At 73.0% G+C, this 26,150-nt stretch carries 23 protein-coding genes, 2 pseudogenes and 1 riboswitch; of the genes and pseudogenes, 9 read left to right on the top strand and 16 right to left on the bottom strand.

All coding sequences use genetic code 11. The annotated features are described in order from the left end of the window. Positions 1 to 321: 321 nt before the first annotated feature. The 3 genes and pseudogenes from DDW44_RS18710 to DDW44_RS18700 all read right to left on the bottom strand — a co-directional run. Positions 322 to 633: pseudogene (locus DDW44_RS18710) on the bottom strand (zinc ribbon domain-containing protein); the annotation flags it as partial. A gap of 237 nt (positions 634 to 870) precedes the next feature. After that, complete coding sequence (locus tag DDW44_RS18705; protein WP_108907129.1) at positions 871 to 1,698, bottom strand: SGNH/GDSL hydrolase family protein; 828 nt, start codon at positions 1,696 to 1,698, stop codon at positions 871 to 873. A 388-nt stretch (positions 1,699 to 2,086) separates the two neighbouring features. Next, positions 2,087 to 2,335, bottom strand: a pseudogene (locus tag DDW44_RS18700) (alpha/beta fold hydrolase); the annotation flags it as partial. 135 nt (positions 2,336 to 2,470) lie between these two features. On the opposite strand from DDW44_RS18700, the gene DDW44_RS18695 reads away from it, so the two are divergent. From DDW44_RS18695 to DDW44_RS18685, 3 genes are read left to right on the top strand one after another with little or no spacing between them, the layout of a single operon-like run. Beyond that, the gene (locus tag DDW44_RS18695; protein WP_018889257.1) at positions 2,471 to 2,905 is read left to right on the top strand and encodes a hypothetical protein; all 435 of its coding nucleotides are present in this window, start codon (positions 2,471 to 2,473) and stop codon (positions 2,903 to 2,905) included. A 17-nt stretch (positions 2,906 to 2,922) separates the two neighbouring features. Beyond that, positions 2,923 to 3,309, top strand: coding sequence for a thiol-disulfide oxidoreductase DCC family protein (locus tag DDW44_RS18690; protein WP_017946474.1), 387 nt, complete (start codon positions 2,923 to 2,925; stop codon positions 3,307 to 3,309). An 11-nt stretch (positions 3,310 to 3,320) separates the two neighbouring features. After that, positions 3,321 to 4,130 carry a TetR family transcriptional regulator gene (locus DDW44_RS18685; RefSeq protein ID WP_108907128.1) on the top strand — a complete coding sequence of 270 codons (810 nt, stop codon included), beginning with the start codon at positions 3,321 to 3,323 and terminating at the stop codon, positions 4,128 to 4,130. Between the two features lie 218 nt (positions 4,131 to 4,348). Here the strand turns inward: DDW44_RS18685 and DDW44_RS18680 are convergent, their stop codons facing one another. The 3 genes from DDW44_RS18680 to DDW44_RS32850 all read right to left on the bottom strand — a co-directional run bounded on the left by DDW44_RS18680 (position 4,349) and on the right by DDW44_RS32850 (position 7,690). Further along, a complete protein-coding gene (locus tag DDW44_RS18680; RefSeq protein ID WP_108907127.1) occupies positions 4,349 to 5,899 on the bottom strand; it encodes an ABC transporter substrate-binding protein in 1,551 nt (516 codons plus the stop codon). Between the two features lie 99 nt (positions 5,900 to 5,998). After that, positions 5,999 to 7,432 (bottom strand): metallophosphoesterase, encoded by a 1,434-nt coding sequence (locus tag DDW44_RS18675; protein WP_108907126.1) that lies wholly within the window; start codon positions 7,430 to 7,432, stop codon positions 5,999 to 6,001. A 12-nt stretch (positions 7,433 to 7,444) separates the two neighbouring features. Further along, complete coding sequence (locus DDW44_RS32850; RefSeq protein ID WP_026165066.1) at positions 7,445 to 7,690, bottom strand: SCO4848 family membrane protein; 246 nt, start codon at positions 7,688 to 7,690, stop codon at positions 7,445 to 7,447. A 280-nt stretch (positions 7,691 to 7,970) separates the two neighbouring features. Here DDW44_RS32850 and DDW44_RS18670 point away from each other — a divergent pair, with 280 nt between their 5' ends. Next, entirely contained in the window at positions 7,971 to 9,296 is a 1,326-nt protein-coding gene (locus DDW44_RS18670; protein WP_341867075.1) for a D-alanyl-D-alanine carboxypeptidase family protein, read from the top strand. Here the strand turns inward: DDW44_RS18670 and DDW44_RS18665 are convergent. From DDW44_RS18665 to DDW44_RS18655, 3 genes are all read right to left on the bottom strand, one after another. Beyond that, positions 9,244 to 10,164 (bottom strand): YihY/virulence factor BrkB family protein, encoded by a 921-nt coding sequence (locus DDW44_RS18665; protein ID WP_017946480.1) that lies wholly within the window; start codon positions 10,162 to 10,164, stop codon positions 9,244 to 9,246. The genes DDW44_RS18670 and DDW44_RS18665 overlap by 53 nt on opposite strands. Before the next feature lie 160 nt (positions 10,165 to 10,324). After that, positions 10,325 to 11,296 (bottom strand): decaprenyl-phosphate phosphoribosyltransferase, encoded by a 972-nt coding sequence (locus tag DDW44_RS18660; protein WP_108907125.1) that lies wholly within the window; start codon positions 11,294 to 11,296, stop codon positions 10,325 to 10,327. Next, positions 11,289 to 11,864, bottom strand: coding sequence for a phosphatase PAP2 family protein (locus tag DDW44_RS18655; RefSeq protein ID WP_244224216.1), 576 nt, complete (start codon positions 11,862 to 11,864; stop codon positions 11,289 to 11,291). Before DDW44_RS18655 ends, DDW44_RS18660 begins: the two co-directional genes overlap by 8 nt. A 460-nt stretch (positions 11,865 to 12,324) precedes the next feature. Between DDW44_RS18655 and dprE1 the strand changes: the two genes are divergently transcribed. Together dprE1 and dprE2 are read left to right on the top strand one after the other, a co-directional pair. Beyond that, positions 12,325 to 13,698 (top strand): decaprenylphosphoryl-beta-D-ribose oxidase, encoded by a 1,374-nt coding sequence (gene dprE1 / locus DDW44_RS18650; protein ID WP_108908875.1) that lies wholly within the window; start codon positions 12,325 to 12,327, stop codon positions 13,696 to 13,698. A gap of 42 nt (positions 13,699 to 13,740) precedes the next feature. Then, positions 13,741 to 14,496: a decaprenylphospho-beta-D-erythro-pentofuranosid-2-ulose 2-reductase gene (dprE2, locus tag DDW44_RS18645; RefSeq protein ID WP_017946484.1), complete on the top strand. Its 756-nt coding sequence runs from the start codon at positions 13,741 to 13,743 to the stop codon at positions 14,494 to 14,496. A 191-nt stretch (positions 14,497 to 14,687) separates the two neighbouring features. On the opposite strand, the gene DDW44_RS18635 is transcribed toward dprE2, so the two are convergent. The 3 genes from DDW44_RS18635 to DDW44_RS18625 form a co-directional block, all read right to left on the bottom strand. Further along, positions 14,688 to 15,275 (bottom strand): 2'-5' RNA ligase family protein, encoded by a 588-nt coding sequence (locus tag DDW44_RS18635; protein ID WP_108907122.1) that lies wholly within the window; start codon positions 15,273 to 15,275, stop codon positions 14,688 to 14,690. Between the two features lie 112 nt (positions 15,276 to 15,387). Continuing rightward, complete coding sequence (gene trpS, locus DDW44_RS18630; RefSeq protein WP_108908874.1) at positions 15,388 to 16,401, bottom strand: tryptophan--tRNA ligase; 1,014 nt, start codon at positions 16,399 to 16,401, stop codon at positions 15,388 to 15,390. Between the two features lie 583 nt (positions 16,402 to 16,984). Further along, positions 16,985 to 18,304: a serine hydroxymethyltransferase gene (locus tag DDW44_RS18625; protein WP_108907121.1), complete on the bottom strand. Its 1,320-nt coding sequence runs from the start codon at positions 18,302 to 18,304 to the stop codon at positions 16,985 to 16,987. A 30-nt stretch (positions 18,305 to 18,334) separates the two neighbouring features. Continuing rightward, positions 18,335 to 18,425: riboswitch (ZMP/ZTP riboswitch) on the bottom strand. Positions 18,426 to 18,732: 307 nt separating this feature from the next. Here DDW44_RS18625 and rocD point away from each other — a divergent pair. Further along, positions 18,733 to 19,941, top strand: a complete 1,209-nt coding sequence (gene rocD, locus DDW44_RS18620) for an ornithine--oxo-acid transaminase (RefSeq protein ID WP_017946488.1) — start codon at positions 18,733 to 18,735, stop codon at positions 19,939 to 19,941. Between the two features lie 212 nt (positions 19,942 to 20,153). Here rocD and DDW44_RS18615 read toward each other — a convergent pair whose 3' ends face one another. Continuing rightward, positions 20,154 to 21,362, bottom strand: a complete 1,209-nt coding sequence (locus tag DDW44_RS18615; RefSeq protein ID WP_108907120.1) for a glutathionylspermidine synthase family protein — start codon at positions 21,360 to 21,362, stop codon at positions 20,154 to 20,156. Positions 21,363 to 21,374: 12 nt separating this feature from the next. Then, a complete protein-coding gene (locus DDW44_RS18610) occupies positions 21,375 to 21,656 on the bottom strand; it encodes a hypothetical protein (RefSeq protein ID WP_026165068.1) in 282 nt (93 codons plus the stop codon). A gap of 178 nt (positions 21,657 to 21,834) precedes the next feature. Between DDW44_RS18610 and DDW44_RS18605 the strand changes: the two genes are divergently transcribed. After that, complete coding sequence (locus DDW44_RS18605; protein ID WP_166802807.1) at positions 21,835 to 22,707, top strand: DMT family protein; 873 nt, start codon at positions 21,835 to 21,837, stop codon at positions 22,705 to 22,707. A gap of 178 nt (positions 22,708 to 22,885) precedes the next feature. Here the strand turns inward: DDW44_RS18605 and pdxR are convergent, their stop codons facing one another. After that, positions 22,886 to 24,346 carry a MocR-like pyridoxine biosynthesis transcription factor PdxR gene (gene pdxR / locus DDW44_RS18600; protein WP_108907118.1) on the bottom strand — a complete coding sequence of 487 codons (1,461 nt, stop codon included), beginning with the start codon at positions 24,344 to 24,346 and terminating at the stop codon, positions 22,886 to 22,888. Positions 24,347 to 24,393: 47 nt separating this feature from the next. On the opposite strand from pdxR, the gene DDW44_RS18595 reads away from it, so the two are divergent. Continuing rightward, on the top strand, positions 24,394 to 24,894 hold the full coding sequence (locus DDW44_RS18595; RefSeq protein ID WP_167455513.1) for a carboxymuconolactone decarboxylase family protein: 501 nt from the start codon (positions 24,394 to 24,396) through the stop codon (positions 24,892 to 24,894). 204 nt (positions 24,895 to 25,098) lie between these two features. On the opposite strand, the gene DDW44_RS18590 is transcribed toward DDW44_RS18595, so the two are convergent. Continuing rightward, positions 25,099 to 26,061, bottom strand: coding sequence for an ABC transporter substrate-binding protein (locus DDW44_RS18590; RefSeq protein ID WP_017946494.1), 963 nt, complete (start codon positions 26,059 to 26,061; stop codon positions 25,099 to 25,101). Positions 26,062 to 26,150: the final 89 nt, after the last annotated feature.

The following is a 26,150-nucleotide window of genomic DNA, read 5'->3' as shown; positions in this document are numbered from 1 at the left end:
CATTGCCCGGTGTGCGGGCGGCCGGGGCCTGGAGGACTCGTCACACAGCGGCGGCGACCCTGGGCTCCTCCGTAGTGGGCCTGCCACGCAGCAGCCACCCGGTGACCGCACTGAGCAGCAGCCCGCCGGTGACCAGCGCGGTTCCACCCGCCGGAACAGGAGGGAGGACGCCGTGCCAGCGGGCGATGACGGCGCCGCCGAGCCGGCTGCCGAGTGCGATGCCGACGTAGAAGGCCGAATTTTTTGACGGTGAGCTCCATCGCGGCCGACGTGGCGGTCCTGGCAGTGACTCCTCCCCCTCGTGAACGAAAGGGCTTCTCGCTATGCCGGGTTGGCGTCGCGACGGACCAGCCCGGCCCGTAGAACGTTCAGGGCGCCCACTGTGTCCGCGTGCGCCTGGTGGCCGCAGGACTGACAGTGGAACTTCTCCTGGGTGGACCGGTTCTCCGCTGCGACGTGCCCGCATTCGGGGCAGGTCCGGGAGGTGTTGCGGGGGTCCACGGTGATCACTTCCCGTCCGGCGCTTTCAGCCTTTGCGTGCGGGATCGTCAGGAACACCCCCCATCCGGCATCCGAGATCGAGTGGTTGAGTCCGGCCTTCACGGCGGCCCCGTTGGGCAGGAAGACGCCCGCTTGTCACATCGAGGGCCAGAAGCGGCCTACCTGACCCTCACCCCAAAGACGCAGCGAACTCCGGCGCTGCGCGCCTCCGGCCCGGAGGATACGTTTTTCTCCCCGGCTGAAGCCGGGGATACCCACGCAAGATCAGGGATGGCACATGGGCACCTCCTTCGGTGGTCTCCGGAGAGCGGGCCCTTGAAGGAGGTGCCGGGTGCATGCCGCCGCCGTCTCACCCAGGAACCGGAGCGATCAGACTCGGTGGGCTCCGCCGCACCGGGACAGCGCACGGTTCACGGCTTTCGCCATGGCCTGCTCGCCCTGCGCGTTCGGATGGACGGGCGCCGCCTGGGGCTGGGGAGCGAGGTTCTCGATCCAGCGTTCCCCGACGGGACGGCACATGTCGTGGTTGATGGTGGGCGTGTACGTGTCGACGTACGTGGCGCCGCCGAGCTCGGCTCGGCGGGCGATCATGGCGTTGAGGGCCTTCGTCTTGTCCCGCAGAAAGGCGAAGTCGCCCGCGGCGATGGGGACGCCGGGGCTTGTGCAGCCGACTCCGCTGTCGGGGAAGAGCGACGGGTAGCCGACCATGAGGATCCTGGCTCGCGGGGCCCGGCTGCGGATCTCGGCGATCACCCGGGAGATCTTCGGCGCCGTGGCCGCGATGCTCTGCTCGACCTGGTCGGCGCCGCCCTGCGTGAGGTCGTCGCGGCATGGGCTCGCTGACGGGGCCCCGGCGGCCAGCGCGGCGCAGCGCCCGAGCACCTTGGAGAAGCCGATGTCGTTGCCGCCGATACTCACGGTGACGAGGTCCGTCTTCCGGGAGAGGGCGTCGTACTGCGCGGGAACGGCACCCTGGGCGACGGCCAGGTCCGCTGTGGTCGCCCCGGAACAGGTGACGTCCGTGAGACGGGCCTTGTTCCGCGCCGCGACGAGATGGGGGTAGTTGCTGCTGGAGCGGGCGCACGCCGGATCGATCTGCTCCGGCACGCCCGGAGCAGCGGCGTAGGAGTCACCGAGTGCGACGTAGTCGAGCGATCTGGCGTGATGGGGCGTCGCATGTGCGGCTGAGGGCAGCATCGCGCATGCCAGTGCGCCAGAGGTGATGGCCGCGCTGAGCGCAGCCGCGCGACAGCGTGAGAGACGAGTAGTGCGTGGCTTCACCGCTTCCTTTGGTCTGAGTCGGATGGTTCCGGTTGCCGGCAGAGGTGCGAGAGGCGTACGCGGGTGCGGGTGCCTCGGGTCTCTGCCGCCTCTTCTCGCTCCTCACTACGCCGTTCCCGGCCCTGGGGTTCACGCCTGTGAGTGGGCGCGTCTCGGTGATCTCCCGCAGTGGCCTGATCCACTTTGGCCTCGAACAGCGCTGTCAACGAGGCTATTTGACTGGTGGTGAGTTTCTGCGTGTGGGAGGCGGTGGGTCCGTCAGGGGTAGTTGGTGGTCCCGGTTTGAGAGGCTGCGCCGTGGCTGCGCCCCGACGAGGGCCACGCACCTCATCCCGAGGGTGTCCAGAAGAGCGACGACGTCGTCCGCGTCGCGGTACGGGCGCACGGCCTCGGCCGGGGTGTCGCCGAAGCCCCGGAAGTCGGGGCGCACGACCCGGTACCCGGCCCCGGCCAGTGCGTCCCTCTGCTCGTCCCACATCCGGCGGTCGCAGACCGACGAGTGCAGGAGCACCACCACGGGGCCGTCCCCCGCCACATCGTGAGCAAGCGTCATCCGGCCGACCCTACGGGCCCCCGGGCGCGCTCCGCCCGTCGACATCCCACCGGACCTCACCGACTTGAACGCGTTCAAGAGGAGCGCTACAGTCATGGACACAACCTTTTGAACACGTTCAAGGGAGGGTGGGGCATGGACCTCACTGTTGTCGCGTACGTCGTCTACCTGCTGATCAGCGTCGCGCTCACCGTCTGGGTGGCCCGTACGCTCAGCAGGAACGGACGGATCTTCCTCGCCGACGTCCTGCACGGGAACGAGAAGCTCGCGGACGCCGTCAACCACCTGCTGGTGGTGGGCTTCTACCTCGTCAACCTCGGCTTCGTCGCCCTCCACCTCGGCCAGGACCAGGCCGTGGCCGACGCCCGGCGGCTGTTCGAGGCCCTCTCGGTGAAGCTCGGAGTCGTCCTGCTCGTCCTCGGTGTGATGCACCTCGCCAACGTCTATGTGCTCAACCGGATCCGCCGGCGCGGGGTGATGGAGCGCGAGCAGACCCCGCCGGTCCCGCCGCAGGGCTGGACCGGACCGGCCGGCCAGGGGCCCTGGGCAGCGCCCGCCACGGGTGCGTGAGCGCCGTGGGAGTCCCCGTGGCGAGACTGACGGTGCTGTACGACGCGCAGTGCCCGCTCTGCGTCCATCTGCGCCACTGGCTGCTGCGGCAGCGGCAGCTCGTCCCACTGGACCTCGTCCCGGCGGCGTCCGAGGAGGCCAGGCGCCGCTTCCCGGCCCTCGACCACGAGAGCACCCTCCGGGAGATCACCGTGATCGGAGACCGGGGGCAGGTGTACCGGTCCACCGCCGCCTGGATCGTCTGCCTCTGGGCACTGGCCGAGCACCGGCCCAAGGCGCACTGGCTGAGCACCCCCGCCGGGCAGCCGTTCGCCAAGGTGACCGTCCTCGCCGCCGCGAAGTACCGCGAGCTCACGGCCGCCCCCTGCGAAGGGCGGTGCGAGGTACCGGCCCCGCCCGGCTAGGCTCGCTCACCGTGAACGACGTGACGGACGAGAAGCAGGACCGGGCCACCAAGCCCGCGAAGAGCGAGCAGACCCGCACCCTCATCCTCGAGACCGCCCTCCGGCTCTTCCAGGAACGCGGCTACGACAGGACGACGATGCGGGCCATCGCCCAGGAGGCCGGGGTCTCCGTGGGCAATGCCTACTACTACTTCTCCTCCAAGGAACACCTCGTCCAGGGCTTCTACGACCGGATCGCCGAGCAGCACCAGGCGGCGGCCGCCGAGGTCCTGGACGGCGGCGAGAAGGACCTCGCGGCACGCATCCGCGGAGTCCTGCTCGGCTGGCTGGACATCGCCGAGCCGTACCACGAGTTCGCGTCCCAGTTCTTCAAGAACGCGGCAGACCCGGACAGCCCGCTCAGCCCCTTCTCACCCGAGTCGGAGGGCCCCCGGGAAGCGGCCGTCGACGTCCACCGGCGGGTGCTGTCCGGGGCCGCCGTCAAGGTCGACCCCGAACTGGCCGATGCGCTGCCGCGGTTGCTCTGGCTCCAGCAGATGGGTCTGGTGCTGTTCTGGGTGTACGACCGCTCCGAGGGCTGCGCCAACAGCCGCCGCCTCGTCGAGCGGCTCGCACCGGTGACCGCCCGGGCGATCTCGCTCTCCCGGTTCCGCATCCTGCGTCCCCTGGTACAGGAGACCCACGAACTGCTGAGGGACTTCATGCCGACGGCCGCGGGCATGGCCGCCTCGGGCAAGCCAGGACGGACGGCGGGCCGCAGCTCCCCGAGCAAGGGGAACGACGGGAGGGGCGGCCGCCGGGGGCGCGGTTCCACGCCGTGAACCGGCCGCAACGGTCGCACCACTCGGGCGCACCACTCGGGCGCACCGCTCGGGCGCACCGCTCGGGCGCTCCGCTCGGGCGCACGACTCGGGCGGACCGGCCGCAACGGTCGCACCACCCGGGCGCTCCGCGGCCCTCGCACCCGGGCCGGGCCCTCCCCGACGGTGTGATGTGAACCCGGCCGGAACGGCCCGATCGCCCGGGCGGCCCCGGGGCCTCACAGCCAGCCGAGCTCCCACAGCCGCCAGATCCCGGTGCCGTCCGACAGGTTCTGAGAACCGGCGACGTCCTCGTTGCTGAGCACGTAGTCCTTCTTCTGCCACAGCGGCACGAGCGGGACGTCCTCCGCCACCGCGTCCTGGATCGACCGGAAGTCCCTGGATGCACGGCTCCGGTCGCCGTACTGCCGGGTGGACTGGATCAGCCGGTCGACCAGTGTGCTCCGGTAGCCGGAACGCAGGCTGGAGTCCCGCCCGACCAGGGGCTGGACGAAGTTGTCGGCGTCCGGGAAGTCCGGCAGCCAGCCGACGGTGTACGCGTCGTACCTCCCGGCGGCGTAACCCTTCTGGAACGCCCGCCACTCCACCGCGGTCAGCCGCACCTCGAACAGCCCGGTGCTCTCGAGCTGGCGGCGCAGCTCCGCGGCCTCCGCGGCCGCCGCGCCGTCCTCCCGGTGGGCGAGGGTGAACCGCACCGGCGTCTGCACGCCCGCGTCCTCCAGCAGTTCCGCCGCCAGATCCCGGTCCGGCTGCGGATAGGCGTCGAAGAACGAGGTGCTGTGCCCGCTGATGCCCTGCGGGACGAGGGAGTAGAGCGGTTCGACCGTGGTCTTGTGGACCGTGGTCGCGATGGCGGCGCGGTCGACGACGGCGGCGACCGCCCGCCGCACGGACTTCTCCGCGAAGGGCTCGCCCTCGCGGACGTTGAAGACCAGGTTGCGGATCTCGGAGCTGTCGGCCTCGTCGATCCGCACCGGGTCGTCGCCGCTCTCCAGGCCGGCGATGACCGACGGAGGTAACTGGCGGTGGGCGACGTCGACGCTCCCGGCCTTCCAGGCCGCCGCGAGCTGCTCGGACCGCTCGAAGTAGCGGATCACCACGGGCCCGCCGCGCTTGGTCACGGCCCCCCGGTAGGAGCGGTTGGGCTTCAGCGTGGCACCGGCGCCGGGACGGTACTCCCCGAGCAGGTAGGGGCCGGACCCGTCGACGCTGCCGCCCCGGCGGAGCGAGTCCGCCGGATACACCGAGCGGTCGACGATCGAGCCGGCACCCGTCGCGATCTTGTGCGGGAAGGTGGCGTCGCGTGAGCCGAGACTGAAGATCACGCTCCGGCCCTCCGCGGTGACCGACCTGAGCGTGCTGAACAGGGTCTGCGGACCGACGTCCGACCTGATCCGCAGCAACCGGTCGAAGGAGTGCTTGACGTCCTGCGCCGTGACCCTGCGGCCGTTGCCGAAGGTGAGGTCGTCGCGGAGCTCACAGCGGTACGACTGCAGGTTCAGCCCCGTGAAGGCGCAGCTCTCCGCCGCGTCGGGGACCGGAGTGGCCGAACCGGGCCGGAAGGTCAGCAGCGACTGGAAGACGTTGCCGTACAACGCCCAGGACCCGGCGTCGTACGCCCCGGCCGGGTCCAGGGACGTGACCACGTCGGTCGTCCCCACGGTGATCGGCGTACGCGGGTCCTCATCCGGCAGCAGCCGCCAGGCACCGACTCCGGCGAGCACCAGGACGAGACAGGTCACGAGTATCCGCAGCCGGATCGAAGGCATCGCCCGAATCCCCTTCACGCGCACCCCTGTTCGCGATGCGGTCAGCCAATCACACGGGGTGCACGGCCGAAGGGGAATCCCCTCAACTCCCGGTTACCATCAGGTTTCCCGGGAGGCGAGTTCCACCACGGTGATGTCGGACGGGGCACCGACCCGCACCGGCGGGCCCCAGGCCCCGGCGCCGCGCGAGACGTAGAGCTGGGTGTCGCCGTACCGCTCCAGGCCAGCGAGGGTCGGATTGGCCATCTCCGCGAGGTAGTTGGCGGGCCAGAGCTGACCGCCGTGGGTGTGGCCGGACAGCTGGAGGTCCACTCCGTGGCGCACGGCCTCGTGGATGACGACCGGCTGGTGGGCGAGGAGCACGGCGGCGCGGGCCCGGTCGCGGTCGCCGAGTGCCCGTGCGAAGTCCGGTCCCTGCCCCTCGCGCTCACCCGCCACGTCGTCGACCCCGGCGAGGTCGAAGCCGCCGATCTCCACGCGGTGGTTGCGCAGCGGGGTCAGACCGAGCTCGCGCACATGGTCGACCCAGGCGTCGGCCCCGGAGAAGTACTCGTGGTTGCCGGTGACGAAGAACGAGCCGTCGCGCGCGCGGAGCCGGGCGAGGGGTTCGGCGGCGCTGCCGAGGTCCGCGACGCTGCCGTCGACGAGGTCGCCGACGACCGCGACGAGGTCGGGCTGGGTGGCGTTGATCGCGTCGACGATCCGCTGGGTGTGGGCGCGGCCCAGGACGGGTCCGATGTGGATGTCGCTGACGACCGCGATCCGGTAGCCGTGCGCGCCGCGTGCGAGCTTCGCGAGCGGCACGGTGACCCGCTTGACGCTCGGTCCGCGGAGGACGCCGTACGTCCCGTAGCCCACGGTCCCCGCGGCCGCGGCCGCGGCCGCCCCGCCGACGACCCGTGCGACGAACAGCCTGCGCGACATGCCGCCCGCGGGGCGTCCGCCGCCCTCCGGCGAGGCGGCCGGCACGGGGGTGCCGGGGGCACCGGGCGCGTCGGGGGCCGGCCCGCCGGGGCCGTCGGCGGCGCCGGGGGTCTCCCCGGCCGGTGCGGCGAGCGCGGTCGCCGTGGCGCCCTGACCTGATTCGGGCGATTCTGGCGACTCTGGAGGTTCGGGCGCGTCCGGCCGCGCGGCCGCCGGGCAACCGGCGGAGGAGACCGGGACCGCGTCCGCCGTCGCGAGCGGGACCCCGGGAGCCGCCGGGCGGCGGGCCGCCCGGCGGTCCAGGGCGCGGCGCAGGAGGGGGCGCACCGCCTCGCCCGCGACCAGGGCGAGCGTCAGGTACAGCAGCGTGGCGAGCCAGAGGTAGCCGGGCCACGCGAAGGTCTGCTTGAGCCAGAAGGGGGCGTCGGCCCGGCCGGCGGTGAACGCGCCGACGGTGAACAGCGGCAGCACGATCACGGCGGCCGTACCCGCGCGGCGGGCCGCACCGGGCCCGGCCGTCGTGTCGCGGACCAGGCGCCGCCATACGTACCAGTGCACCGCCACCAGCAGGGTGACGACGACAGCGATCACAAGCAGCACGACCAGCACGGCAGCGTTCCCCTATTCGTGGTCGCGGCGCAGTGCGCGTACGCCACGCAACCCGATCGCGCCGATCACCGTCCCCAGGAGCAAGGACGTAACGGCGAGCAGCAGATGGACCCAGAAGTACGCGGTGGGGTCACCGGCGTCGTCGAAGGCGAGCCCGCTGGCGTCCTGCCACAGGTTCCTCACGAAAGTGACCCAGATGACCCAGCTCCACACCCCGAACGCGAGCAGGAACCAGGAGACCGGGCGGCTGAGCTTCATGGACTCAGTATCGCCGCAGTCCCCTTCCCCGGAGCGGCGGGGTCGGGTGGTGCCGCACGCGGCGTCCGCGCCCGCCGGTTCCGCGCCCGCCGCTTCCGAGGCGGGCGGTTCCGAGGCCGGCGGCTCCACGTCGGCCCGTTCCGAGGCCGGCGGCTCCACGTCGGCCCGTTCCGGGGCAGGCGGTTTCGTCGTGGGCCGGGCTGGGCTGTACCGGCGGAGCTCGCGGCGGGTCACCCGGCCGGTGTCGGACCCGCCGTCGGGTCCCTGTACGTTCTCGTCCGTGTCTGCTTTGAGGAAAACCGCATGGGCGGTCGCCGTCGCGTTGCTGCCCGCGCTCACCGCCGCACCCGCGACCGCCGCGGCCAAGGCCGGCACGAAGGACGAGAAGGCCCCCAAGCCCCCGGCGGTGATGTCCACCGTCGGCGGCGCGCAGCTCGGCAGGCCCGGCACCCAGGTCAGGCTGGCGGCGGGCGCCCCCGTCCTCCCCAAGGAGGTGACGGGCCGTTCCTGGATCGTCGCGGACGCCGAGAGCGGTGAGGTGCTGGCCGCGCACAACGCGCACTGGCGGCTGCCTCCCGCCTCCACGCTGAAGATGCTCTTCGCGGACACGGTGCTGCCCAAGCTGTCCAAGGACCAGCAGCACACGGTCACCCGCGACGAACTCGCCGGGGTCGGCGTGGGCAGCAGCCTCGTCGGCATCAAGGAGAACCAGACCTACTCCGTCCACGACCTGTGGCTCGGGGTGTTCCTCCGCTCGGGGAACGACGCGGTCCATGTGCTGTCCGAGATGAACGGCGGCATCCCGCGGACCGTTCAGGAGATGCAGGAGCACGCGGAGGAGCTGCAGGCCCTCGACACCCGGGTCGTCACGCCGGACGGGTACGACGAGAAGGGCCAGGTGTCGAGCGCGTACGACCTGACCCTGATCGCCCGGAGCGGTCTGCAGAAGAAGGACTTCCGGGAGTACTGCGCGACCGCCCGCGCGCAGTTCCCCGGCGAGCAGAAGCCCGGCAAGAAGCGCGAGTCGTTCCAGATCCAGAACACCAACCGGCTGCTCACCGGCGACTTCGGCGTCGCCCCCTACCAGGGCATGGCGGGGGTGAAGAACGGCACCACCACGCTCGCCGGCTCCACCTTCACCGGTGTGGCGGAGCGCGACGGCAAGGTGCTGCTGGTCACCGTGATGAACCCGGCGTCGAAGGAGGGCCACGCGGTCTACAAGGAGACCGCGCGCCTGCTCGACTGGGGCTTCGCGGCGGCCGGGAAGGTGGAGCCGGTCGGCGAGCTGGTGCCCCCCAGGTCGGCGGACACGGGCTCGTCCGGCGACTCCGGCGGCTCCGGCGACTCGGGCGGTGCCGCGACGGGCGACTCCGACGGGCCCGCCTCAGGTGGCGAGACAGGCGGGAAGGACGGCCGGGACGGCCGGGACGGCGAGGAGCGGTACGGCCCGGACGAGGCGTCCGCCGCGAGCCGGGGCGGGACCACCGGCGCGGGCGTGGCGGTCTCGGTGGCCATCGTCGCGCTGGTGCTGCTCGCGGTGGCCGGGTTCCTGGTCAACCGGCGGTGGCCGCTGCCCGATCTGGCCCGTCGCCGGCCGCGTCGCTGACCGGCTCCTCCGCGCCGGAGCCACTGCCCGTCGCCGTCCACGCGGCGCAGAACAGCAGCAGCTTCGCGGTGAAGTTGATCCACAGCAGCAGGGCGACGGGCACCCCGAACGCGCCGTACATCGAGTTCGCCGCCACACCGGAGATGTAGCCGCTGAGCAGCAGTTTCAGCGACTCGAAGCCGACGGCCCCGACCAGCGCCGCCACGATCAGCCGGCGGCGCGGCGGATGGACGCCGGGCAGCAGCGTCAGGACGTACAGCAGCATCAGGAAGTCGGCGACGACGGCGACGGCGAGGGCGGCGGTCTGCAGCAGGACACCGCCCGCCCCGCCGCCGTCGATACCGATCCGGTCCGCGGTCCAGCCGACGGCACTGGACCCGAGCGCCGACGCGGCGGACGAGGCCAGCCCCACTCCCCCCAGGCCGAGCAGGATCACCGCGTCCTTGCCCTTGCGGGCGACCGGGTTGCCGCCCTCCTTGTCGTCGAGGCCCCAGACGACCCGCAGGCACTCCCGCAGCGAGCCGACCCAGCCGATACCGGCGAGCAGCAGCAGCGCACCGGCGATCAGTCCGACCGCGCCCGCGTTCTCCACCAGCGCTCCGAGGTCGAGCTGGTCGGAGATGCCCGGCACCTGTTCGGTCAGCTTGTCCTCGAGCGACTTCAGTTGCTGCTTGCTGAGCAGCGCGGCCCCGATCGCGGCGGCGACGGTGATCAGCGGGAACAGCGCCAGGAAGCTGATGAATGTGATCGCCGCGGCCAGCCGGGTCCAGCGCACCTCCTCGAGGGTCTCGTACGAGCGCCATGCGTGCGTCCGCATCAGGCGCTGCACGTACGGTCCGATGGCGGGAAGCCGGGTCAGCCAGTCCATGGGGTACGCCTTCCCCCGGTCGGCGCGCTTGATCCGAAGACGGGCGCACGTGTCCCCGGATCGCCGGGCAGGGTGAGCAGGGCGGGCAAGCCGGTGCCGGCGAGCAGACCGGGCAGGGCGGGCAGGGCGGGGAAGGCGGGCGGACGGTGCGGCGGCTCGGTCACAGGTCCGCGACCGCCATCGCGTAGATCGCCAGCCAGGCCAGGCCGATGACGGCGAGCGGCCGGTCGCGCAGGACGACGTCCTCGGGGGCGCCCGCGGCGCCCCGGTCGGCGAACACCGCGTACCGCAGTACGGCCAGGATGAAGGCGATCATCGAGAGCTGGCGCCACGGCAGCAGCGAACCGTCGGCGGTCCCGCCGCTCTCCAGCGCCCAGAGGCAGTAGCCGAGGACCGCCGCGCCGGCCGCGAGCTGCCACACGAACCGGAGGTAGCCGGTCGTGTACGAGGTGAGCAGGGCCCGGGTCGCACCGTCGGAGCCCTCCGTCTCGACGGCCTCCGAGTAGCGCTTGGCGGCCACCATGAACAGCGCCCCGAAGCCGGTGGTGATCAGGAACCAGCGGGAGAGCGGAATGGACAGCGCCACCCCGCCGACCACGGCGCGCATCAGGAACCCCGTGGTGACGATGGCGAGATCGACCACGAGGACGTGCTTGAGGCGGACGCAGTAGGCGATCTGCATCACCACGTACGCCGTCAGCAGCACGGCCGTCATGGCGTTGCACAGGACGGCCGCCGAGGCGGTGGACGCGGCGGCGAGCAGCACCCCGGCGGTGCAGGCGACGGGCACCGGCACGTCCCCGCGGGCGACCGGGCGCAGGCGCTTCAGGGGGTGTGCGCGGTCGGCTTCCGCGTCCAGCGCGTCGTTGATCAGGTACACGGCGGACGCGGCGGCGGTGAACAGCATGAAGACGAGGGCGAGTTGGAGGGCGGTCTGCCGGGACACCAGCTCACCGGCCGCGGCGGGTGCCGCCCCGACCAGCACGTTCTTGATCCACTGGCGTGGTCTGGCGGTCCTGACCAGGCCGATCGGCAGGCTCAGACGCCGGCGCGCCCGGGCGCCCCCGCCGGACGGCGGCAGCCGTCCGGGCTCTCCCGGCTGCTCCAGCAGCGCGGTGCTGCGCTCAGACACGGCGTCCCCCGCCGGACGGACGCCCCGGGGCGGACGGGCGTCCCCGGCCGGACGGGCTTCCCTCGCCGGACGGACGTACGCCGACGGACGGACGTACGCAGCCGGAGAGCCAGGGCGTTCCGCCGTGTGCCAGCAGTCCGCCGAGCAGCGCCCCCGCCGCCACGTCGGTGGGGTAGTGCACCCCGGCGACCAGGCGGGAGACGCACATGGCGGCGGCGAGCGGCCGGACCACCGCGCGGCCCGCCGGACGCAGCACCCCGAAGGTCACGGCCGCGGCAGCGGCCGAGGCGGCGTGCGAGCTGGGGAAGGAGTGCCGTCCCGCGGTGCGGACCAGCGGTTCGCCCGCGGGCAGCAGGGGCCGGGGGCGGCGCACCACCTGTTTGACCGCCACGCTGGCCAGATGGGCGGCGGCGACCAGCGCGGTGCCGCGCAGCCAGCCGGACCGGCGCTCGCGGTCCGCCGCCGCGCAGAGCAGGCCCGCCGCGAGCCAGAGGGCGGCGTGCTCGCCGCCGTGCGAGAGCGCGCGAGCGGCCGCCGCCACCCGGGGGTCGTCGCCGCAGCCGCGCATCACGGCCAGCAGGCGCCGCTCGGCGGCGGTCCAGCCGGACCGGCCCCGTCCCCGGTTCCCGCCGTACGGGTCGAACGGGTCGAACGGGACCGACGGGTCCGTCGGGTCCGACGGGTCCGACGGGTCCGACGGGTCCGACGGGTCGTGGCGATCCCGCCGGCTCGGACGGTCGTCCCGCCAGTTCGGCCGGTTCGGCCGGTTCGGCCGGGGTGTCCTGTCGGCATCGCGCATCAGCCGCCCCTTTCGATGAACCAGAGGCGACTCTTCTCAACGCGAGGCCGAAATGCGCGATCATATGGTGGGACACCCCTTTAATCACCCATTTCGGCGAGTCAGGGATATTGAACGCAGATCGCCTATAGAGGGCGATACCGTCGCGCGCATGTCTGCCGAGTGCGCCCCCGCCACCCCCGCCGAGCACACCGCGCCGGGCGTGCCCGTGACGCCCGCCGTGCCCGCGATGCCCGTGACGCCCGCCGACCTGGACGACGACCTGCCGGTGCCGGTGACCGGCTGGGGGCGCACCGCACCCTCCGCCGCGCTGCTGGTCCGCCCCCGTACCCACGAGGAGGCCGCGGCGGCCGTGCACCACTGCGGCAGCCGGGGCGCCATCGCCCGCGGGCTGGGCCGGGCCTACGGCGACGCGGCGCAGAACGCCGGCGGGGCGGTCCTCGACATGACCGGCCTGGACCGGATCCGCACCATCGACGCCGAAGGCGGCGTCGTGGTCTGCGACGCCGGGGTCAGCCTCCACCGGCTGATGGAGGTGCTGCTGCCGCTCGGCTGGTTCGTGCCGGTCACGCCCGGGACCCGCTACGTCACGGTGGGCGGTGCCGTCTGCGCCGACATCCACGGCAAGAACCACCATGTGTCGGGCTCCTTCTCCCGCCACGTCCTCTCGCTGGAGCTGCTCACCGCGGACGGCGAGGTGCGCACGGTGGTCCCCGGCACCGAGCTCTTCGACGCGACGACCGGCGGCATGGGACTGACCGGCGTCGTCCTCTCCGCCACGCTCCGGCTGCACCCGGTCCGGACGTCGCTGATGTCGGTGGACACCGAACGCGCCACCGATCTGGACGACCTGATGGCCCGTCTGACCACCGGCGACGGCCGCTACCGCTACTCGGTCGCGTGGATCGACCTGCTCGCACGCGGCGCGGCGACGGGCCGCGCGGTGCTCACCCGCGGGGAGCACGCGCCGCTCGACGCGCTCCCCCCACGGGCACGGCGCCGGCCGCTGGAGTTCCGTCCCCGGCAGCTTCCCCCGGTGCCCGGCGTCGTCCCCGGAGGCCTGCTCGGCCGCGCCTCGGTGTCCGTCTTCAACGAACTCTGGTACCGCCGCGCCCCCCGCGCACGCCGGGAGCAGCTGCAGAGCATCCCGGCCTTCTTCCATCCCCTCGACGGCGTTCCCCACTGGAACCGCGTGTACGGCCGCGGCGGCTTCGTCCAGTACCAGTTCGTGGTCGGCCACGGGCGGGAGGAGGCACTGCGCGAGGTGGTGCGGCGCGTCGCCCGGCGGCAGTGCCCGTCGTTCCTCGCCGTGCTGAAGAGGTTCGGCGAGGGCGACCCGGGCTGGCTCTCGTTCCCGATGCCCGGCTGGACGCTCGCCCTGGACGTACCGGCCGGACTGCCCGGCCTCGGCCCGTTCCTGGACGGGCTCGACCAGGTGGTGGCCGACGCCGGCGGACGCGTCTACCTGGCCAAGGACTCGCGGCTGCGGCCGGAGTTGCTGGCCGTGATGTACCCCGGCCTCGACCGGTTCCGGGCGCTGCGCGCACGGATCGACCCGCGCGGAGTGTTCGTGTCCGACCTGTCCCGCCGGCTGTCCCTGTGACACCCGCCGGCCCCGCACCCATGTGACGAAGGAGCACCCACCGTGAAGGACGCTTTCGGCACTCCCCAGACCCTGCTCGTCCTCGGCGGCACGTCGGAGATCGGCCTGGCCACGGCGCGCCGGCTGGTGGCCCGCCGCGCCCGTACGGTCTGGCTGGCCGGCCGCCCCTCCCCCGCGCTGGACGCCGCCGCCGACGGACTGCGCGAACTCGGTGCCGATGTACGCACCGTGCCCTTCGACGCCCTGGACCCCTCCGGGCACGAGGAACTCCTCGGCAAGGTGTTCGCGGAGGGGGACATCGACATGGTGCTCCTCGCCTTCGGAGTGCTGGGCGACCAGGCGCACGACGAGGCCAGGCCGCTCGCGGCGGTCCGCGTCGCCCAGACCAACTACACGGGTGCGGTGTCCTCCGGGCTGATCTGCGCCGGCGCGCTGCAGGCGCAGGGGCACGGCTCACTCGTGGTGCTGTCGTCGGTGGCGGGCGAGCGGGCCCGGCGGGCCAACTTCATCTACGGCTCGAGCAAGGCCGGGCTGGACACCTTCGCCCAGGGACTCGGCGACGCCCTGCACGGCACCGGGGTGCACGTGATGGTGGTCAGGCCGGGCTTCGTGCGGTCGAGGATGACGGCGGGGCTGGTGGAGGCGCCGCTCGCGACGACGCCCGACCAGGTGGCGCGGGCGATCGAGAAGGGGCTGCGGCGGCGCTCCGAGACCGTGTGGGTTCCGGGGGTGCTGCGGGTGGTGATGTCGGCGCTGCGGCACGTCCCCCGGCCGCTGTTCCGCCGCCTGCCGGTCTGAGCGGCCTGCGGTGTGCCCGGGGACGTCCCGGTCTCACGAGGCGTCCCACGGTGCTCCCCGAGACCGCTGCCGGGTGAGCCGGAGCGGACGCCCGGCCCGGCGCCCGGCCGGGGTACTCGGTGGTGAGCCGGGGCTGCGGGATCGACGGCGTGCGGCGGCTGCGGGGGCAGCACCGCGTGGCGGCCGCGGGATCAGTGGCGCGTGGCGGCCGGCTCGTCCACCGGGGTGCTCTGCGGCGGGACGCCCGCGGGGGCCCCGCCGCCGAAGGCGTACTCGCGCAGCTTGCGCCACACCCCGTCCGCGCCCTGCTCGTAGAGGGCGAAGGAGGTGCAGGTCCACGCGGCCTCGTAGCCGGCCAGCTCCTCGTACGCCCGGTCCATCGCGTCCTCCGCGATGCCGTGCGCGACGGTCACATGCGGGTGGTACGGCCACTGCAGCTCACGCACGAGCGGCCCCGACTCGTCCCGCACCTGCTGCTGGAGCCGGGTGCAGGCCGCCGCGCCCTCGACCACCTTGACGAACACCACGGGCGACAGCGGGCGGAACGTGCCGGTGCCGGACAGCCGCATGGGGAACGGCCGGCCCGCGACCGCGACCTTCGCCAGATGCGCCTCGACCTCGGCCAGTACCGACTCGTCGGCCTCGGTGGGCGGGAGCAGCGTCACGTGCGTGGGGATGCCGTGCGCGGCGGGATCCCCGAAGCCGGCGCGCCGCTCCTGGAGCAGGCTGCCGTAGGGCTCCGGGACCGCGATCGAAACGCCCAGCGTTACGGTCCCCACGTCGTTCTCCTCCTCCGGGTCCTCGTGGTCTGCGCAGGCGCCAGTGTGGCGCCTGCGGTCGTGGTCCCGCCAGGGTCCTTTTCGCCCCGGTGCCCGGCGGGATCCCCCGGTCTCAGTGCTTGGCGGGCAGGAACCCCACCCGGTCGTACGTCACGGCGAGGGTCTCCGCCGCGACCGAGCGGGCCTTCTCCGCGCCCTTGGCCAGCAGGGAGTCCAGCGTCTCCGGATCGTCCAGGAACTCCTGGGTGCGGGACCGGAACGGGGTGACGAAGTCGACCATGACCTCGGCGAGGTCGGTCTTGAGCGCGCCGTAGCCCTTGCCCTCGTACCTCTGCTCCAGCTCCGCGATGCCGGTCCCGGTGAGGGTGGACTGGATGGTGAGCAGATTGCTGACGCCGGGCTTCTCCGCCGGGTCGAACCGGATGACCGTGTCGGTGTCGGTGACCGCGCTCTTGACCTTCTTCGCGGTCGCCTTCGGCTCGTCGAGCAGATTGATCAGGCCCTTGGGGGTGGACGCCGACTTGCTCATCTTGATCTGCGGGTCCTGCAGGTCGTAGATCTTCGCCGTCTCCTTCAGGATGTACGGCGCGGGGAGCGTGAAGGTCGGGCCGAAGCGGCTGTTGAAGCGTTCGGCGAGATCGCGGGTGAGCTCGATGTGCTGCCGCTGGTCCTCACCGACCGGCACCTGGTCGGCCTGGTACAGCAGGATGTCGGCGACCTGGAGGATCGGGTACGTGAACAGGCCGACGGTGGCCCGGTCCGCGCCCTGCTTGGCGGACTTGTCCTTGAACTGCGTCATGCGCGAGGCCTCGCCGAAGCCGGTGAGGCAGTTCATGACCCAGCCCAGCTGGGCGTGCTCGGGCACATGGCTCTGGACGAACAGCGTGCAGCGCTCCGGGTCGAGACCCGCGGCGAGCAGCTGGGCTGCGGCGAGGCGGGTGTTGGCGCGCAGCTCGGCCGGGTCCTGCGGGACCGTGATCGCGTGCAGGTCGACCACCATGTAGAAGGCGTCGTGGGTCTCCTGCAGGGCGACCCACTGGCGGACCGCGCCGAGGTAGTTGCCGAGGTGGAACGAGCCGGACGTGGGCTGGATCCCCGAGAGCACACGAGAACGTTCAGAGGCCATGTCCAGCATTCTCTCAGGTGCCGCCGACAGGTCGGGAACCGATCGGCGACGCGCGGTGCACCGGCGGTGCGGGCGTGCGGCAGAGGGGCCCGGAGGGGTCGGCCCCGGACTCTCGCCGACGACCCGGCGGTGATCGCCCGCGAGCGATCCCGGGAGGCCGCGGTACGTGGAGAGCCGCTGGGCACGCGGACCGCGGGGCGCCGCCCGCGGCGGTGGCCTGCGCAGTCGGCTCCGCCTCGGAGGGTGGGGTGCGGTGCGCCCGCTCCGGGCGTACCGCCGGCCGGGCCCGTTCCGCGGTGCCGCGGCCTTCCGGCGGCGACCGCCGGGGGCCGCCGAGGGCCGCCGCCGATGAGACGAGAAACACACTGCGCCCTGCCGTGCGGACACGGGTGGCCCCGGTCGGGCGGCGTGGACGCGCCGGATCGACCGGGACCCCCGGGGAGGCCCCCGCCCCTCAGCCGTACCGGCACCGGGAAGCCCCCCCTCGCCGTACCGGCACCCCCGGGAAGCCCCCGCTGCTCGGCGGTGCCGGCCCGGGACGAGCCGGACCGCACGTGTGCGGGGTGCGGGAGGCCGCCGCCGGTCAGGCGGGCAGACCCGGCAGAGTCGGCAGACCCGGAGCCGGGAAGGCCGACATCAGCTCGCCGACCTCGGCCCGGATCGCGGCCAGCGCGTCCTCGTCGCCCCTGCGGGCGGCGGCCACCCCGCGGTCGATCCAGTCGGCAACGGCCGGCATGTGCTCGGCCGTGAGACCGCGGGAGGTGAGGGACGGGGTGCCGATGCGGACACCGGAGGGGTCGAACGGCTTGCGGGGGTCGAAGGGCACGGTGTTGTAGTTGACCACGATCCCGGCCCGGTCCAGGGCCTGCGCCGCGACCTTGCCCGGGACCTCCTTGGACGTGAGGTCCATCAGCACCAGGTGGTTGTCGGTGCCGCCGGAGACCAGCTCGAAGCCACGGGCGAGCAGGGCCTCGGCGAGCGCCCCGGCGTTGGCGACGACGGCGTGGGCGTAGTCGCGGAAGGAGGGCTGGGCCGCCTCGTGCAGGGCGACGGCGATACCGGCGGTGGTGTGGTTGTGCGGTCCGCCCTGGAGGCCGGGGAAGACGGCCTTGTCGACGGCCTTGGCGTGCTCCTCGCGGCACATCAGCATCGCGCCCCGCGGACCGCGGAGCGTCTTGTGCGTGGTGGTGGAGATCACGTCGGCGTGCGGGACCGGCGAGGGGTGGGCGCCGCCGGCGATGAGGCCGGCGATGTGCGCGATGTCGGCGACGAGCACCGCACCGGCCTCGCGGGCGATCTCCCCGAACGCGGCGAAGTCGATGGTGCGGGGCAGCGCCGTGCCGCCGCAGAAGATGACCTTCGGCCGCTCCTTGAGGGCGAGTTCACGCACCTCGTCGAAGTCCACGAGACCGGTGTCCCGCCGGACGCCGTACTGGACGCCGCGGAACCAGGAGCCGGTGGCCGAGACGCCCCAGCCGTGGGTGAGGTGGCCGCCCATGGGGAGGGCCATGCCCATCACGGTGTCGCCGGGCTCGGCGAAGGCGAGGTACACGGCCAGATTGGCCGGCGAGCCGGAGTAGGGCTGCACATTGGCGTGCTCGACGCCGAAGAGGGACCTGGCACGGGCGACGGCGAGCCGCTCGACCCGGTCGATGTTCTGCTGGCCCTCGTAGTAGCGGCGCCCGGGGTAGCCCTCGCTGTACTTGTTCTGCAGCACGGTCCCGGAGGCCTCCAGCACCGCCTGGGACACGTAGTTCTCGCTGGGGATGAGCCGCAGGGTGTCGGCCTGCAGCCGCTCCTCGGCGCCGACGAGCGCGGCCAGTTCGGGATCGGCGGCGGTGAGCGCGGGATGGCGGGCGGGTGTCGCCGGGGTGGCTGTGGCGGGTGTGACGGGAGCGGTCATGGCGTCCTCCGGGACAGACGTCGGGTGCGTCCCGGGTGCCCAGGCGGGCGGCACCTCGCAGGTTCTGCCGCACACGGCTCCACCGCGGTTCGTTCCGCGTACGCCAGTCGCCGTGCGTGCCGCCCACCCTACTGGTGGTGCTCCCGGCCCGGCCACGGGCACGGGCACGGGTGCGGCCCCGGCCACGGGCACGGGTGCGGTGCGGGTGCGGGCACGGGCACGGGCACGGGTATCGCGAACGGGCACGGGTGCGGTTATCGCGAACGGCCGCCGGGCAGCGGGGAGGTCTCCGGTGAACCGCACCGGAAGCCGGATGTTTCTCCCGCCGGTGAGCGAGCGACGATAGAAAGGGGCCACGCACCCCGGCCCTGGTCCGACCGGGCGGCCCCGCCGCAGCGGACCCACGCCGCAGTACGAACGGAGACCCCGTGTCTGCAACGGAGAGAGCCATCGCCTCCACGGAGGCGCACAGCGCCCACAACTACCACCCGCTGCCCGTCGTCGTGGCGACGGCGGACGGCGCGTGGATGACCGACGTCGAGGGGCGGCGCTTCCTCGACATGCTCGCCGGGTACTCGGCGCTCAACTTCGGCCATGGCAACCGGCGCCTGATCGACGCCGCGAAGGCCCAGCTGGAGCGGGTGACGCTGACCTCGCGGGCGTTCCACCACGACCGGTTCGCCGACTTCTGCACCCAGCTCGCCGAGCTGTGCGGCATGGAGATGGTGCTGCCGATGAACACCGGGGCGGAAGCGGTGGAGACCGCGGTGAAGACCGCCCGCAAGTGGGGCTACAAGGTCAAGGGCGTCCCGCCCGGCCAGGCGAAGATCGTCGTCGCGGCGAACAACTTCCACGGCCGGACGACGACCATCGTCAGCTTCTCCACGGACCCGGAGGCCCGCGCCGATTTCGGTCCGTACACGCCGGGCTTCGAGATCGTCCCGTACGGCGATCTCACCGCCCTCCAGGCCGCGTGCAGCGCGAACACGGTGGCGGTGCTGCTGGAGCCGATCCAGGGCGAGGCCGGGGTTCTGGTGCCGCCGGCCGGCTATCTCGCCGGGGTGCGGGAGCTGACCCGCGAGCGGAACGTGCTGTTCATCGCCGACGAGATCCAGTCCGGCCTGGGCCGCACCGGACGCACCTTCGCCTGCGAGCACGAGGGCGTCGTCCCCGACATGTACGTCCTCGGCAAGGCCCTCGGCGGCGGTGTCGTCCCGGTGTCCGCCGTGGTGTCCTCCTCCGAGGTCCTCGGCGTCTACCAGCCGGGCGAGCACGGTTCGACGTTCGGCGGCAATCCGCTGGCCTGCGCGGTGGCACTGGAGGTCGTCGCGATGCTGCGCACCGGCGAGTTCCAGCAGCGGGCGAGCGAGCTGGGCGACCATCTGCACCACGAACTCGGGCTGCTGGTGGGCGGCGGCGCGGTGGACGCGGTGCGCGGGCGGGGGCTGTGGGCCGGTGTCGACATCGCGCCCTCGCACGGCACGGGCCGGGAGATCTCCGAGAAGCTCATGGACCGCGGTGTCCTGGTGAAGGACACCCACGGCTCGACGATCCGGATCGCGCCGCCGCTCGTGATCAGCAAGGAGGACCTGGACTGGGGCCTCGACCAGTTGCGCGCGGTGCTGGCGGGCGGGTGAGCGGGCCGCGGGAGCGGCGTCCCGGAGGGTGCCCGGCCTGACCCGGGCGGTGTGCGGGACCTGCGGTGGTCCGGTCCCGGGGTCCGGCGCCGCCGGGCCGGACCGCCCATCGCGGTCGCCGAAGCGGGCAGGGCGTCACCGCCGCCGCGGGCTCGGGGCCGGGCCGCGGTGGCGGGCCCTTCAGTGGAAGGGGCCGTCAGGGGACGGCGCCCTCAGAGGATCACATGCGGCAGGAAGCGGGCGTACTCGTCCGTGACCAGTCCCGAGGACTCGCGGATGCCGAGCCCGGCCGCCTCGTTCTCGACGACCCAGGCGCCGAGCACCACCCGGTTCCCTCCCCCGGAGCCGTCGCCCGGGGGCGCCGTCAGGTCGGGGAGCGGCGCCAGCTGCTGGTAGCAGCAGGGCTCGTCACGCGGCTCGGGTGGCGTCCCCGGCTGATGGACCGTGATGCCCGAGCCCTCGCGGCCGAGGAGCGGCTTGGCGACCCAGCCGGTGGATGCGGCGAGTTCACGCGGACCGTCGAGATAGGCGGGCAGCAGATTGGGGTGCCCCGGGTAGAGCTCCCACAGCACCGCGAGCAGCGCCTTGTTGGAGAGCAGCATCTTCCAGGCGGGCTCGATCCAGCAGGTGCTGCCGGTGCCGCCGCCGTTGTCCAGGGTGTCCAGGACGTACGGGCCGAAGCGGTCCGTGGTCAGCCACTCCCAGGGGTACAGCTTGAAGCAGCTGCGGATGAAGCGGAGCCGTTCGTCGACGAAGCGGCCCGACAGCCGGTCCCAGCCGATCTGCTCCACGGACAGCGCCTCGGTGGTGAGACCCGCCTGCTGGGCGGTCTCGCGCAGATAGGCGACCGTCATCAGGTCCTCGCCCAGCTCGTCGCCGTCGGAGTGCACGAAGTGCAGCGGGCCGGACGGCAGCAGCGGCGCCTGACGCCGCCAGGCGTCGACCAGTCGCTCGTGCAGCGAGTTCCACTGGTCGGCGCCGGGGAAGCGGTCCTCCATCCAGAACCACTGGGGGCTGGCCGCCTCCACCAGCGACGTGGGGGTGTCGGCGTTGTACTCCAGCATCTTGGCCGGGCCGGCACCGTCGTAGCGCAGGTCGAACCGCCCGTACAGGGAGGGGAGTTCAGCGCGCCAATGCCAGGACTGGGCGACGAGGCGGGCGAGCCGGGGGTCGGTGATGCCGAGGTCCGCGAAACGGTCGTGCTCCACGATGTGGGCCGCCGCGGCGAGACACATGGCGTGCAGTTCCTCGACCACCTCCTCCAGCGCCTCCACCTCGGGCAGGGAGAACTCGTAGTAGGCGCTCTCGTCCCAGTACGGCCGCAGTGAGCCGTCCGGGTAGCGGGTGAGGGGATAGACGAGACCCTGCTCCTCGACGGTTCGCTGCCAGTCGGCGCGGGGTTCGACGGTGTGCCGCTTCATGCCGCCGGCCGCTCAGCCGCCGCCGGAGCCGGAGCAGCCGAAACCGCCCCGCTCCACCGCGGCCTTGTCGAAGCTGCCGCCGGAGACCCTGCCGTCGTACTTGCTGCCGCCGTAGTAGTAGGAGCCGGTGCCGCCACGCCTGTCGTCGTCGCACTCGTAGCTCGGCAGCACCTCACGGGTGATCCGGTCGACGCAGCGCCTGTCCGGCTCCGAGCCGCACGAGGTGATCGTCACCGCGAGCACCCCCATACCGCCGAGCACCACGGTGCTCGACCTCAACCTGCGACGTGCCATCCTCCGGGCCTCCCCCTGGGCGTTCGAACAGTTCCAGCCGGTCAACCAGCCGCCGGACAGACTAGATGCCACCACCGGCCGTCCGTAACCCGGTCCGCGAACCCTCCCCGTCCAGTGCCGTGTCAGGCAGGGTTTGCCCCGCCTGACGCGGCACTAGAGTCGCTTCGTGGTCATCGGGATGCTGAGTGCGCTGGGTGCGTCGGTCTGCTACGGCACGGCCACCGTCCTCCAGGCCGTCGCCGCGCGAGCGGCCGTCGAGCCGGACGCGGGGGCGTCTCGCTCGGGAGTGGACACCGCGCTGTTCGTACGCGCCGTGCGCCAGTGGCGCTATCTGCTCGGGCTCGTCCTGGACGGGGCCGGATTCGTGCTGCAGATCGTGGCACTGCGGCTGATCCCGATCTACGCGGTCGGCGCCGCACTGGCGGCCAGTCTGGCCGTCACGGCCGTACTGGCCACCCGCGTACTGGCAGTGCGGCTCAGCCGGACGGAGTGGGCGGCGGTCGCGGTGGTCTGCGCCGGCCTCGCGATGCTGGGGCTCGCCTCGGGGCCGGAGGGCGGTACGCCCGCGCCTCCGTGGCTGGAATGGGCGCTGCTCGGCACGGCGGTCGCCGTGCTGCTGGGCGGCGCGGCCGCGGGCCGGCTGCCCGGCCGGCCGCGGGCGCTGGTGCTGGGCGGGTGCGCGGGGCTCGGCTTCGGGGTGCCGGAGGTGGCGGTCCGGCTGCTCGACCGGCCCTCGGTCGCCGACCCGGCGCTGTACGCGCTGCTGCTGGGCGGGGCGGCGGCGTTCCTGCTGCTCACCTCGGCATTCGCGCACGGCTCCGTCACCACGGCCACGGCGGGGATGGTGCTCGCGGAGACCATCGCGCCCGCCGTCGTGGGAGTCGTCTGGCTGGGCGACCGCACCCGCGAGGGCCTGGCGTGGCTCGCCGTCCTCGGCTTCGCGGTCTCCGTGGCCGGCGCGCTGGCGCTGGCACGCTTCGGCGAGATTCCGGCCGCGGCGACGCCGCCGCGCTCCACCGGCTCCCCACCCGTCGGCCGGGGCGGCGGCTGACCCGGCCCGGGCCGGCCGCGTACCCGCCCGATCCCGGCACTGGTCCGGCAGGTCCCGGCACTGATTCCGGCGCGCCTGGCACTGGTCCCGGCGCTGATTCCGGCAATGGCCCCGGCGGCGCCGCGCGATGGCGACGGCCACGACGGCGACGGCGACGGCGACGGCGACGGCGACGGCGTCAGGGAAGCACCCGGCACAGGGCGTCCAGCGCCCCCGACCACGCGCTGTCCGCGGGAGTGCCGTAACCGACGACCAGGGCGTCGGGGCCCGGTGGGGTGGCGGGGTGGTGGAAACGGCCGAGGCCTTCGACGGCCAGGCCCTGCCAGGCCGCGGCCTGGACGACCGCCCGCTCGGTGCCCGGTGGGAGTTCCAGCACCGCGTGCATCCCGGCCGCGATGCCGCTCACCCGGATCCCCGGGGCCCGTTCGGCCAGCGCCGCGACCAGCTGGTCGCGCCGGCGCCGGTAGCGCAACCGCATGGCCCGTACATGCCGGTCGTAGGCACCGGAGGAGATGAACTCGGCCAGGGTCAGCTGGTCCAGCGCGCCCGACGACCAGTCCGACTCCCCCTTCGCGGCGGCCACATCGCCCACCAGCGCCTCCGGAAGGACCATCCACGCCAGCCGCACGCCGGGAGCCAGCGACTTGCTCGCCGTACCGAGGTACACGACCCGCTCGGGGTCCAGGCCCTGGAGCGCGCCGATGGGCTGCCGGTCGTACCGGAACTCCCCGTCGTAGTCGTCCTCCAGGACCAGTCCGCCCGTGGCGCACGCCCAGTCGACCGCGGCGGTGCGCCGGTCCGGTGGCAGCGCGACGCCCATGGGGAACTGGTGCGCGGGCGTCAGCAGCACCGCTCCGGCGCCGTCGAGCGAGGCGAGATCGCCGGTGCGGGTGCCGCGTTCGTCGAAGCCCAGCGCGGACAGCCGCAGGCCGGCGTCGGTCAGCCGCCTCCAGTGCAGGTCCAGCCCGTACGCCTCGACGGCCACCTCCCGCACGCGGCCTCCGGGGCCCGGCGTCCGCGCCCCGGACCGCAGCACCGATCCCAGCAGCATCAGCCCGTGGACGAAGCCGGAGCAGATCACGATGCGGTCCGGGTCGGCGTACACGCCGCGGGCCCGGGCGAGGTAGTCCGCGAGCGCCGTGCGCAGTTCCGGCCGCCCGCGCGGATCACCGTAGCCGAAGGCCTCGTGCGGGGCGGCGGTGATCGCGCGCCGGGCCGCCTTGAGCCACTCGGCGCGCGGGAACGACGCCACGTCGGGCGAGCCGGGCATCAGGCTGTGCGCCGGGCGGCCGCGCACCGGGCCGGGTCGCTGCGGGGAGGGCGCCGGCCTGCGCGGTGCGGTCCGCCGGGCGACGCGGGTGCCCGAGCCCTGCCGGGCGGTGAGCCAACCCTCGGCGACGAGTTCGGCGTACGCGTCGGCGACGGTGTTGCGCGCGATGCCGAGATCGGCGGCGAGGGTCCGCGAGGAGGGAAGCCGGGTGCCGGGGGCCAGCCTGCCGCTTCGGACGGCGTCCCGCAGCGCGTCCATCAGCCCGCTCCGCAGTCCGGTTCCGCGCAGCGCGACGTGGAGGTCGACGTGGAGATCGACGTGGAGGTCGGCGCCGGTGCCGGACGGGAAAGTGGCCCGCTCTTTCGTCATGGAAATGGACCATAGCGATGTGCCATGCGCCGCGTACGGTCGACGGTATGATCGAGACCAGGAACGACGTCCACAACCACGAGCACAGCCCGCGCATGCGGTGGGCCGAACACGCTCCCGAGGTGTACAAGGCCATGGTCAGGCTGGACGCGGCGGCTCAGCGGGGGATCGACCCCACCCTGCTGGAGCTGGTGAAGATCCGCGCGTCCCAGCTGAACCACTGTGCCTTCTGCCTCGACATGCACACCAAGGACGCCCTTGCCGCGGGCGAGTCGGTGGACAGGATCATCCAGCTGAGCGCCTGGGAGGAGTCGCGGCACTTCTACACGGCCAGGGAGGTCGCGGCGATCGAACTGACGGAAGCCGTGACGGTGCTGACGGACGGTTTCGTCCCGGACGAGGTGTACGAGAGGGCCGCGAAGCACTTCGAGGAGGGGGAGCTGGCGCAGCTCATCGCGGCGATCGCCGTCATCAACACATGGAACCGGTTCGCCGTGACGACGCGGATGGTGCCGGGCCACTACACGCCCGGCCAGTTCAAGCGCTGAGCGCCCGGCCGTACGCGCCGTCCGCGAGCGCGGCGCCCTCCCCCGCGGCCCGTCGCGCTCCGCGCGTGCGCGACGGGCCGCCCGGCGAGCGGCACGCCCGACGGCCGGGCCCCACCGCACCCGGGCCCGGCCCCACGGCGCGAGGGCCGGGGCCCCACCGCACCCGGGCCGGGCCTCACCGCGCGAGGTCCGCCCCCGTCCGCGTCACTTCTTGGGCAGCCAGGCCTTCCAGGTCGCCTCGTTCTCCTTCACCCACTTCTCCGCGGCGGCCTCCGGCGACATCTTCTCGCCGGCGATCATCAGCGCGACCTCGTTCTGCTGCTCGGTCGTCCAGTTGAAGTTCTCCAGGAACTCGGCGGCCTCGCCGCCGTTCTTCGCGAAGTCCGCGTTGAGGAACTTCTGCAGCGGTGTGTGCGGGTAGGCGCACGCGACCTTCTTCGGGTCGGCGTCGCAGCCCTCCTTGTACTCCGGCAGCTTGACCTCGACCATGTCGACCTCTGCGTTCAGCCACTGCGGGGTCCACCAGTACGTCAGGAAGGGCTTCTTCGCCTTCGCGTACTTCTTGATGGCCGTGATCTGCGCGGCCTCGGAGCCCGCGTACTTGGTCTTCAGGTTCAGCTTCAGGTTGTTGATGATGGCGTCGTCGTGGGTGACGTAGTCGGGCGAGCCCTCCAGCAGTTCGCCCTTCTGGCCGCTCTCCGCGGTCCGGAACTCCTCGGCGTACTTGTTGAGGTTCTTCCAGTCCGTCACATCGGGGTGCTCGTCCGCGAAGTACTTCGGGACGAACCAGCCGATGTGGCCGGTGACGCCGAGGTCGCCGCCCTTGACGACGGTCTTCTTGGTCTCGACGTACTGCTTCTCCTCCTTGGGGTGGCCCCAGTCCTCGAGGATCGCGTCGATGTCGCCCTTGGACAGCGCGTCCCAGGCGAGGACCTCGCCCATCTGCTGGGTCTTGACCTTGTAGCCGAGCTCCTCCTCGAGGATCTGCTTGGCCACGGCGACATTCGCCTGGGCGCCGACCCAGGACGGCACGGTCAGCTTGACGGTCTTGTCGCCGCCGGCGGCGGTGCTCTTGCCGGTGTCGGCGGCTCCGCAGGCGGTGAGGGAGAGGACGCCGAGTGCTCCGGCAACGGCGACGGCGGTACGGAGGGTTCTGGCGGTGCGCATGGTGCTCCTGTCGGGTGGTGCGGACGGGTCGGGTTCGGCGGGCGGTACCGGACGCGTTGCGGTCGGCGGGCGGTACCGGACGCGTTGCG

The organism is Streptomyces tirandamycinicus, from assembly GCF_003097515.1.
Lineage (GTDB): Bacteria > Actinomycetota > Actinomycetes > Streptomycetales > Streptomycetaceae > Streptomyces > Streptomyces tirandamycinicus.
This window is presented reverse-complemented; position numbering and strand designations above follow the sequence as displayed.